8 protein-coding genes are annotated in these 9,685 nt (G+C 27.1%); all 8 read right to left on the bottom strand.

What is annotated here, in order from left to right:
• Positions 1 to 31: 31 nt before the first annotated feature.
• The 8 genes from uppS to proS all read right to left on the bottom strand — a co-directional run bounded on the left by uppS (position 32) and on the right by proS (position 9,685).
• The gene (gene uppS, locus ACTT9D_RS01965; protein WP_440930201.1) at positions 32 to 709 is read right to left on the bottom strand and encodes a polyprenyl diphosphate synthase; all 678 of its coding nucleotides are present in this window, start codon (positions 707 to 709) and stop codon (positions 32 to 34) included.
• Positions 706 to 1,257 carry a ribosome recycling factor gene (frr, locus tag ACTT9D_RS01960; RefSeq protein WP_440930200.1) on the bottom strand — a complete coding sequence of 184 codons (552 nt, stop codon included), beginning with the start codon at positions 1,255 to 1,257 and terminating at the stop codon, positions 706 to 708. The genes uppS and frr overlap by 4 nt, the downstream gene beginning before the upstream one ends.
• Complete coding sequence (gene tsf / locus ACTT9D_RS01955; RefSeq protein WP_440930199.1) at positions 1,257 to 2,108, bottom strand: translation elongation factor Ts; 852 nt, start codon at positions 2,106 to 2,108, stop codon at positions 1,257 to 1,259. Before tsf ends, frr begins: the two co-directional genes overlap by 1 nt.
• A 1-nt stretch (position 2,109) precedes the next feature.
• Positions 2,110 to 2,913 carry a 30S ribosomal protein S2 gene (rpsB, locus tag ACTT9D_RS01950; protein WP_440930198.1) on the bottom strand — a complete coding sequence of 268 codons (804 nt, stop codon included), beginning with the start codon at positions 2,911 to 2,913 and terminating at the stop codon, positions 2,110 to 2,112.
• A 126-nt stretch (positions 2,914 to 3,039) separates the two neighbouring features.
• A complete protein-coding gene (gene dnaE, locus ACTT9D_RS01945; RefSeq protein WP_440930197.1) occupies positions 3,040 to 6,459 on the bottom strand; it encodes a DNA polymerase III subunit alpha in 3,420 nt (1,139 codons plus the stop codon).
• Positions 6,446 to 7,129, bottom strand: coding sequence for an ABC transporter ATP-binding protein (locus ACTT9D_RS01940; RefSeq protein WP_440930196.1), 684 nt, complete (start codon positions 7,127 to 7,129; stop codon positions 6,446 to 6,448). Before ACTT9D_RS01940 ends, dnaE begins: the two co-directional genes overlap by 14 nt.
• Positions 7,122 to 8,354 carry a lipoprotein-releasing ABC transporter permease subunit gene (locus tag ACTT9D_RS01935; protein ID WP_440930195.1) on the bottom strand — a complete coding sequence of 411 codons (1,233 nt, stop codon included), beginning with the start codon at positions 8,352 to 8,354 and terminating at the stop codon, positions 7,122 to 7,124. Before ACTT9D_RS01935 ends, ACTT9D_RS01940 begins: the two co-directional genes overlap by 8 nt.
• On the bottom strand, positions 8,351 to 9,685 hold the full coding sequence (proS, locus tag ACTT9D_RS01930) for a proline--tRNA ligase (RefSeq protein ID WP_440930194.1): 1,335 nt from the start codon (positions 9,683 to 9,685) through the stop codon (positions 8,351 to 8,353). Before proS ends, ACTT9D_RS01935 begins: the two co-directional genes overlap by 4 nt.

Genomic DNA, 9,685 nt, shown 5'->3' with positions numbered 1-9,685 from the left:
GTGATAAATCTTAAGCTAAATTCTTTACTCATTATATATTTCCAAAATTTCTTTTTAATTTTTTAAATTTTTCTAAAATTTTTTTAAAATCATGTTCTGTAAAGTCTGGCCATAATTTTTTTTCAAAAAAGATTTCAGTATATGCTATCTGCCACAATAAAAAATTACTTAGTCTTTTCGTGTCTCCTGTTCTGATTAATATATCAGGATCTGGTATATTTTTTGTAAACAAATTATTTTGAATATTTTCTTCTGAAATTTTTAATTTTTGATTATTCAATTTTGATACTGCGTTTATTATTTCGTTTTTTGATCCATAATTCAAAGCAAGATTTATTTGCATAACATTATTTTTGGAAGTTTTAGTCTCAGTTTTATTAAGTAGAAATTTTATACTTTTCGAAAAAGCTTTTTTGTCACCAATTATCTTGAGTTTTATCTTATTTTTAACCAAGATCTCAATTTTGTTTTTTAAGAAATTTTCAAGTAAACCGAATAAAAAATCAATTTCATTTTTTGGTCTTTTCCAATTTTCTGTCGAAAATGTATAAAGAGTTAAATGTCTAATTTTTTGTTTTACAGACTCTATAATTATTTTCTCAACAGTTTTTAATCCTGCTTTATGACCAGCATTTCTACTACTTTTATTTCTTAAACCCCATCTGCCATTTCCATCCATAATAATGGCAACATGATTAATTGGGTTCATATCGTCATTATTTCTTTTTCTTTAGCGGAGACTTTTTCATCAACAACTTTTATATGATTATCAGTTATTGTTTGTATATTTTTTTCATTAGATTTTTCCTCATCTTCACTAATCTCTTTTGACTTTAAAAGTTTTTTTAATTCCTCATTAGCTTCTCGACGAATATTTCTTATAGAAACTTTACATTTTTCACCCATTGATTTAATCATTTTTTTAAGCTCTGTTCTTCTTTCTTCATTAAGCTCAGGAACCGGCAATCTTACTAACTGACCATCAATTTGAGGATTTAAACCTAGTTCAGATTTTTTTATTGCTGCGTCAACCAATGGAACATTATTAACATCCCAAACTTGAATATTTATCATTCTTGGTTCAGGTGTAGTGATGCTCGCAAGTTGATTTATTGGCATTTGTTGACCATAAACATCAACTTTAACAAGATCTAGCATGGAAGCATTGGCTCTACCTGTTCTTAAAGACGCAAGTTCTTTTACAAAAACATCAATAGTTTTGTCCATTTTAGAACTGTACGATTTTTCTTCAAACATTATTCACCAATTTTTATTCTTGAAAATTCTTTTATCTTTAAATCAGCAATACCTAAATCTTTAATTACATCTTGAACTTTTTTCTTTGGTTCCATAACCCAAGCTTGAGTCAATAATGAATTTTCTTCTTTAAATTTGTTCATTTTACCAATACTAATTTTTTTTGCAATGTCATCAGGTTTTCCTGAATTTTTTAGTTCTTCGGTAACTAATTCTTGTTCTTTATCAATTATAGATTGATCCAACGAACTAGCGTCCAATGCTAAAGGATTTGATGCAGCAATATGCATTGATAATTGTTTTCCAAATGTTTTTAAAGAATCTGATTTATCAGTTGTTTCTAGAGAAACTAATACTGCAAGCTTTGACAAATTGTCCTTAACAACTGTATGTAAATAATGAAAATTAGTTGATCCACTATTATTGATAGTTTTTAACTTCCCAATAGTAATTTTTTCACCAATTTTAGCAACTAAGGCAACTAGGTTATCTGCAACTGTTTGGCCATTTTTCATTTGAGATGAATTTAATTCATCAATGTTCGAATTTTTATCATTATTCATCTCACTTAATTCTTTTACGAAATTTATGAAATCTTCATTTTTAGCAACAAAGTCTGTTTCACAATTAACCTCTATTGCTGATATTTTGTTTTCATCGCCAGAAACTGCAACAACACCTTCTTTTGCATCTCTAGACATTTTCTTTGAAGCTTTAGAAATTCCTTTAACTCTTAAAATTTCAACGGCTTTATCTAAATCTCCACCAGATTCTTTAATTGCTAAATTACAATCTTTAAATCCAGCACCAGTTGCTTCTCTAAGTTTTTTTACTTTTTCTATATCACTCATATTAGTTTAAGGTTTCCTTTTTATCTTTTGCAAACTTTTCGTTAAGCTTTTCTCTATCTAGCTCTTGTAAAGTTTTTTCATTTTTTTTTGTTTCTACTTTAGGTTTTTCTTGTACAGGTATTGAAGATTTTGCATTAATAATTGTTTCCTTAATTAGATTACAATACAAATCAATTGATCTTCTAGCATCATCATTACCTGGAATTGGGAAATCAATTCCATCAGGATTTGAATTACTATCTAATATCGCAATAATTGGAATTCCTAATTTAACTGACTCTTGAATTGCTAGAGATTCATAATTTGTATCAATTATAAACACAAGATCAGGAACTTTCTTCATCTCAGCAATACCACCTAAAGATCTTTGTAATTTATCTTTCATTACGCTCATTTTAAGTAATTCTTTTTTTGTAAATCCTCTGTTTTCAGATGTTAGATCTGTTTCTAATTTTTTTAGTTTTTTAATTGAATTTGATATAGTTCCCCAATTAGTTAGCATTCCACCCAGCCATCTATAATTTACGAAATATTGATCTGTTTCTTTTGCTACTTCTGCAATTGCTTCTGAAGCTTGTTTTTTAGTTGAAACAAATAAAATTTTTCCATTATTTGCTATGGTTGAATAAACTTTTTCTAAAGCAACTTTTGTAAGTTCTAGTGTTTGAGTAAGATCAATAATGTGTATTGAATCTCTTTTCCCAAAAATATATTTTTTCATTTTAGGGTTCCATCTTAAGGTTTTATGACCTAAGTGAACTCCAGCTTCTAATAATTGTTGTATTGATAAGTTAGGTATTTTCATATTTATTCCCGGTTAAGCCACCACAGTAATTGCCACTAAAGGACCGGAGGTGTAAAACCAAATACTGTGTGCGTATTGTTAATTTAGACTTTTATTACAATAAAATTCTTAATAAACAAGTATTTTTTAATTGATTTCTGCTTGAATTTGTTGATTTTTAATCAAATTTAAAGTTTTACGATCAAGCTTTCTTGGATTTTCTAGTTTAAAAAACATTTTGTTTTCACCATTATAAAATTCTATATTAACAATTGTTTTTCCATTTTCTGTTAATACATTTGAAATTTTTTCAAGTTGATTTGATGAAGTAATTTTAAATAAAACTTCTAAAATAGGTTTATTAATTAAATCTTTTAGGGAAGCAATTTTTTGTATATTAATTCGTTTTGTCTTGTTTTCATCATTTGAAATTGTTTTTACTAAAGTAAGCAATAACGAATTTCCTTCTTTTAGAATCTCTCTATTTAATTCTAAAGTATCTGAAAAAATGAATAATTCGAACACGCTATTTAAATCAGTTAATTTGATTACACCATAAGGTGTCCCTTTTGCGGTCTTTCTTTCTGTAAGCTTTAATAAGGTTGCTGAAATATTAGATTCTTTTGATAAATCATTATTTGAAAATTCCTGGTAATTAGTAATGTTATAATCATCAAATATATCCTTAAATTGATTTAAAGGATGATCGGAAATAAAAAAACCAACGGCTTCAAATTCTTTTGAAAGTCTCTCTTCAAATTTCCAATCATCAATTTTTAAAATTAACTCTTCATCATTTTTTGATAATTCATCTCCAAATAAATCAATTTGATTAGCAATCTTATTTTCATATAAATTTTTTGATTTAAGTATTAAATTTGGAATAGAATTAAATAAAGCTTGTCTATTATTATCCAAGCTATCAAAGGCACCTGCTTTAACAAGTCCTTCAAGTTGTAACTTATTTATATCTTTTGGGTCTACTCTATTTACAAAATCATTTATCGAAACAAACTTACCATTCATTTCTCTTTCCTTTACAATATTTGATATTGCTTCATATCCAACAGCTTTTATTGATCCTAATGCATAGTAAAATTTATCATCAATAGTTCTAAAATCAGCAAAACATTCATTTATGTCCGGACGAATAATTTCAACTTTCAGCCTTCTTAATTCTTCATAGAATTCACTTAATTTATTTTGGTTAGATAAATCCATTGTCATTGATGCAGCAATAAATTCTTTAGGAAAATATGTTTTTAAATATGCTGTTTGATAAGAAATAATGGCATAGGCAGCTGCATGACTTTTATTAAATCCATATTCAGCAAATGGTTCAATTTTTAAAAAAATACCAGCTGCAACATCTTTGCTTATCCCATTATTAACAGCTCCATTAATAAAATTCTGTTTTTGTTTTTCTAGTTCTGCTCTTTTCTTTTTTCCCATTGCTCTTCTCAAAATATCTGCTTGTCCGGCAGTAAAACCTGATAATTTTTGAGCAATTTGCATTACTTGTTCTTGATAGATGATAACACCGTAAGTTGGTTTTAAAATATCTTCTAATAATGGATGTAAATAATCTGGAGTCTGTCTTCCATGCTTACAATCATTATATGTTGGTATGTTGCTCATTGGACCAGGTCTATATAGAGCAACTAGCGCAATGATATCCTCAATATGATTTGGTTTCATTTGTAAAAGAGCTTCACGCATTCCAGCACTTTCAATCTGAAATAACCCAACAGTTTTACCAGAAGATAATGAATCAAATACTTTTTGGTCATCATATTTAATTTGATCAATACTAAAATTCTTATCAATTTTTTTAATAAGTTTTTGTGTATTGTTTATTACTGTAAGTGTCTTTAAACCTAAGAAATCAAACTTTACTAAACCAGCATTTTCTGCAGAATACATATCAAATTGTGTTGATGGCAAAAGTAAATCTGCAGAACTATCTTTATATAATGGAACTACATCAGTGAGTTTTCTATCTGCTATTACAACACCCGCAGCATGTGTTGCAACATTTCTATTTAATCCCTCAATTTGTAAAGAAATTTCTGCTAATTTTTTTACTCTCGGATCTTCTTTAATCATTTTTTGTAATCTCGGTTCTCCAGCGATACATTCGGATAAAGTTTGTGGTCTTGACGGATCAAATGGTATCATTTTTGAGATGCTATCTACAAAACCATAAGGTAAACCAAGAACACGACCAACATCTCTTATTGCCATTCTTGCTTTAAGTTTACCGAATGTGATTATATGTGCTACGCTGTTTTGATATTTTTCAGTAAGATATTTAAACACTAAGTCTCTTTTTTCCTCACAAAAATCTATATCAAAATCAGGCATTGAAATTCTATCAGGATTTAAAAATCTCTCAAAAATTAAATTAAACTTAATAGGATCAACATCAGTTATTGATAGACACCAGGCCACTAGTGAACCAGCACCTGAGCCCCTACCTGGACCAACTGGTATATCATTTTGTTTTGCCCATTTGATATAATCAGAGACAATTAAAAAATAACTAGAGTATTTCATTTCAATGATAATGCTTAGTTCATGATCTAGTCTATCTTTATAATTTAAATATTTTTCATCTTTATTTAGTTCATTTTCATTTTTTAAAAAAACTTCTTTAAATTTAATTTTTAAACCTTCCATAGAATCTTTTTTTAATATTTCATCAGCACTACCATCTTTTTTAGAACTAATATCAGGCAATATTGGTTTTGATGAGGAGGGTTTAAAATTACATCTTAAAGGAAAATTATAATTATTTTCTAACGCTTCAGGTAAGTCAGAAAATAATTCTGACATTTCATTATCATTTTTTAAATAATGTTGATTTGAAAATTTAATTCGATTTTTTTCATTAACATAAGTTTTATTTCCAATACAAATTAAAGCATCATGAGCTTCATGCATATTTTTATCGATATAGAAAACTTCATGAGTGGCAATAATTGCAATTTCTTCTTTTAATGATTGATTAAGATTAAATTTTTCAAATCCTTTTTCATTTTCATCTTCATGTCTTTGTATTTCAATATAAAATCTATCTTTAAAATTTTTTTTTAGTAATTTATATAAATTTGAGATTTCAGAAAACTTTCCTTTGTCAAAAAGTTTACCAAATAATCCATTTATAGAACCAGAGAATATTGCTACACCTTCATTATTTTCTAATAAATCATCGAAATTAATATGAGGTTCGGACAAGTTATCATTTTCAAGAAATGATTTAGATGAAAGATAAATAATTCTTTTATAACCTTCTTCGTTCATAGCAAATAGGGGAAGCAATCCAAAAGTATCACCATATTTGATATAAATTTGTGTGCTTAGAATTGGTTGCGTCCCAACTTTAGAAACTTTTTCAGAAAATTCTAAAGCTCCACATAAATTTGAAGTATCACTTAAACCTAAGGATTTAATCTTGTTATCTTTACAAATCTTATCAATGTCATCAATTTTTACTGCGCCTTCACAAATTGAATATTGAGAATGTATTTTTAAATGATTAAAATTTTGTAATTTAATTTCTGGCATCAATGGTTCTTATATTACCATTAACCATTTCCAAGATGCAATCTGACTTATTTGCAAAATATCTATTGTGAGTTGCAAAAATAATAATTCTTTCTTTTGTTATTTGTTTAGTAAGTAACGAAAAAATTTCTTTAGCACTGTTTGAATCTAAACTTCCAGTAGGCTCATCAGCTAAAATAATCTTTGGTTTGTTGATCAAAGCTCTAGCTATAGCAACTCGTTGCATCTCACCACCAGATAATTCTGATGGATAATGATTTATTCTATTGGATAAACCAACTTCATTGATTATTTTTTTTGCTTTATTTTTAGCATCAAATTTATTTTCACCGCTTGCTAGATTTGCAAGATATACATTTTCTAATGAGGTAAAATCACTTAAGAGATTATTTTGTTGATAAATAATACCTATGTTTTCGGCTCTAAAAATATCATTTGTATTTTTATCATTATAATCAATGTTAATTTTATTGAATTTTAATATTCCATTATTAGGTCTATCAATCATAGATATAATATTTAGTAATGTTGATTTTCCTGATCCTGAGGGACCCATGAGAGAATAAATTTTACCTGCTTTAAATTTGTAAGATAAATTCTTTAAAACTGGAATTTTTCTATTTGTTGAAAAACTTTTCGAGATACTTTTTAATTCAACAATATTATTCATATTTTAATGATTTGATTGGATCTAATTTTGCAGCTTTCAAAGCTGGAAAAATGGATACGATTATAGTTATTAATATCGAACATAGTGCAATAAGAGTAATTGATGAAACATTTATTTCTGATGGCATTTTACTTAAGAAATAAATTTCTTCTGGAAAAAGACTGATATTGAATGTGTTACTTAAGAATTGTCTTAAATTTTCAACATATAATGAAAAAGTAACTCCAAGAAAAATTCCAAATATTGTAGCAGATGTGCCTATTAATATCCCAACTAGGAAAAAAATTTTAATAATTGATTTATTTTGAACACCTATTGATTTTAAAATACCAATATCTTTTGTTTTATTTTTAACAAGAATTGTTAAACCAGAAATTATATTAAAAGCAGCAACAATAATAATTAATGAAAGAATAATAAACATTACGTTCCTTTCAACTTTTAGTGCTGAAAATAAAGAACTATTCATATCAGCCCAACTATAGACAAACTCATCTTCAAAGATTCTTTGTGTAATTTCTTTTTGATTTTCAATATTTTGAGGATCTTTTAAAAATAATTCTAAATTTCTATCATCAGAAGAATAATTGAAAAATTCTTCTAAACTATTCAAATTTATAAATGCAACATTATTATCAAAATCTGCTAAGCCACTATCAAAAATTGAAGTTATAATAAAACTTTTTTGTCTAGGCAAACTTCCAATGATTGTGTCTAAAGAAGATGGAGACATAAGCACTACACTATCTCCAATTTCAAGATCTAATGAAAAACTCAGTTCTTTTCCTATTGAGATAGCATCTTTTTCTAAACTATTTTTAATGCCATTAAAATTTTCATTATTAATTATTTCAAGTTTTTCAAAATCTAATTTCGAATAACCTCTTAGTAAAATTCCTTTTGTAGTATCATTTTTTAAAATGACAGCTTCACCAGAATTGCTCTCTAGAGAATAATTTAAATTGTTTGAAACTTTTTTATTTTTTAACTTATTTGCGTCAATTTTTTTTGAGTACGGTTTAATTGTTAAATGAGAATTAAAGCCAATAATTTTATTAACTAATTCTGTTCTAAATCCATTCATTACAGACATCACAATGATAAGAACTGCTACACCAAGACCAATACCAATAAATGAAAAAACAGAAATTACGTTTAAGAAACCATCTTTTTTTCTGGATCTTAAAAACCTTAAAGTTACTTCTTTTTCTAATTGAGAAATCAATTTTTATTTTTTTCTTCTGATATAATCTTGATAATATCTGATACAGATATATTTTGTGTTTCTTTTCCAATTTCCTTAAATTCAAAAAGATTTCCATCAGATTTCTTACCAATTATTATTTGATAAGGAGATCCAATTAAATTCATCTTTTTAATTTTAGAAGATAAATTTTCATCAGTATCATCAATAATTACATCAATATTTTGTTTGTTTAATTCAGCCATTAAATTGTTAGCCTTTTCTAAACTTGATGAGTCATTTTTATTAATCATTGGAATTATTGCTACATCATATGGAGCTACTGATAATGGCCATTTCATAACCTCATTTTTATCATCGAATTTTGCTTCGATTATGGCACCTACAAGTCTTGAAACACCTATTCCATATGAGCCCATTTTTACAAAATCTTTTTTTCCACCAGGTAAATCAACTGAAGCACCCATAGGTTTTGAATATTTATCACCAAAATAAAATATATGACCAACCTCAATACCTTTGGTAATTAACCTATTTTCCTCCGTAACTTTATTTTCAAATTCTTCTTTATTAAATTTCTCATCAGTAACAGCATAAAATTGTTCATATTTTTTTCTTAATTCAATTAATGAATCTTTATTTATTGGAGTACCATCTCCACTTAGCTCAAAAATTCTTTTATCTGTAAAAATTTTACTTTCTCCCGTGTCAGCTAAAATAATAAATTCATGTGAAAGATTACCACCAATTGGTCCTGTATCAGCTGCCATTGGAATAGCCGTTAAATCAAGTCTTTTAAAAGTTTTTAGATAAGATAGAAAAAATTTATTGTATGAAAAAAATGCTTCATCATCGTTTATGTCAAAAGAATAGGCATCTTTCATATAAAATTCACGACCTCTCATAATACCAAACCTTGGTCTTATCTCGTCTCTAAATTTCCATTGTATATGATAAAGTAATTGAGGCAGTGATTTATAAGATTTTACTGAAGCTCGAAATATTTCTGTAACTAATTCTTCATTAGTTGGACCATACAACATTTCTCTTCCCTGTCTGTCCTTTATTCTTAACATTTCTTCACCATAGTCTTCATAACGTCCACTTTCTTTCCATATCTCACTAGATTGAATTGTGGGCATTAATATTTCTTGAACGCCAATTCTATTTTGTTCTTCTCTTACTATTTGTTCAATTTTTTTCATTACTTTAAAGCCTAAAGGCAACCAAGAATAAATACCTGCTGAAGATTGTTTAATCATCCCAACCCTTAACATTAGTTGATGTGATTTAATTTTGGCCTCTGATGGATTATTTTTTAAAATTGGAATAAATGATTTTGAAATGTGCAT

Origin of the sequence: Candidatus Pelagibacter sp. (assembly GCF_052049815.1) — a bacterium.
GTDB lineage: Bacteria > Pseudomonadota > Alphaproteobacteria > Pelagibacterales > Pelagibacteraceae > Pelagibacter.
The sequence above is the reverse complement of the archived record's forward strand: the minus strand, read 5'-3'. Positions and strand labels throughout refer to the sequence as shown.

What these genes read in the sequence shown, in the direction of transcription:
- ACTT9D_RS01940 (WP_440930196.1), bottom strand. Translation starts at nt 7,129, where the DNA reads ATGAATAATATTGTTGAATTAAAAAGTATCTCGAAAAGTTTTTCAACA.
- tsf (WP_440930199.1), bottom strand. Translation starts at nt 2,108, where the DNA reads ATGAGTGATATAGAAAAAGTAAAAAAACTTAGAGAAGCAACTGGTGCT.
- frr (WP_440930200.1), bottom strand. Translation starts at nt 1,257, where the DNA reads ATGTTTGAAGAAAAATCGTACAGTTCTAAAATGGACAAAACTATTGAT.
- uppS (WP_440930201.1), bottom strand. Translation starts at nt 709, where the DNA reads ATGAACCCAATTAATCATGTTGCCATTATTATGGATGGAAATGGCAGA.
- proS (WP_440930194.1), bottom strand. Translation starts at nt 9,685, where the DNA reads ATGCACATTTCAAAATCATTTATTCCAATTTTAAAAAATAATCCATCA.
- dnaE (WP_440930197.1), bottom strand. Translation starts at nt 6,459, where the DNA reads ATGCCAGAAATTAAATTACAAAATTTTAATCATTTAAAAATACATTCT.
- rpsB (WP_440930198.1), bottom strand. Translation starts at nt 2,913, where the DNA reads ATGAAAATACCTAACTTATCAATACAACAATTATTAGAAGCTGGAGTT.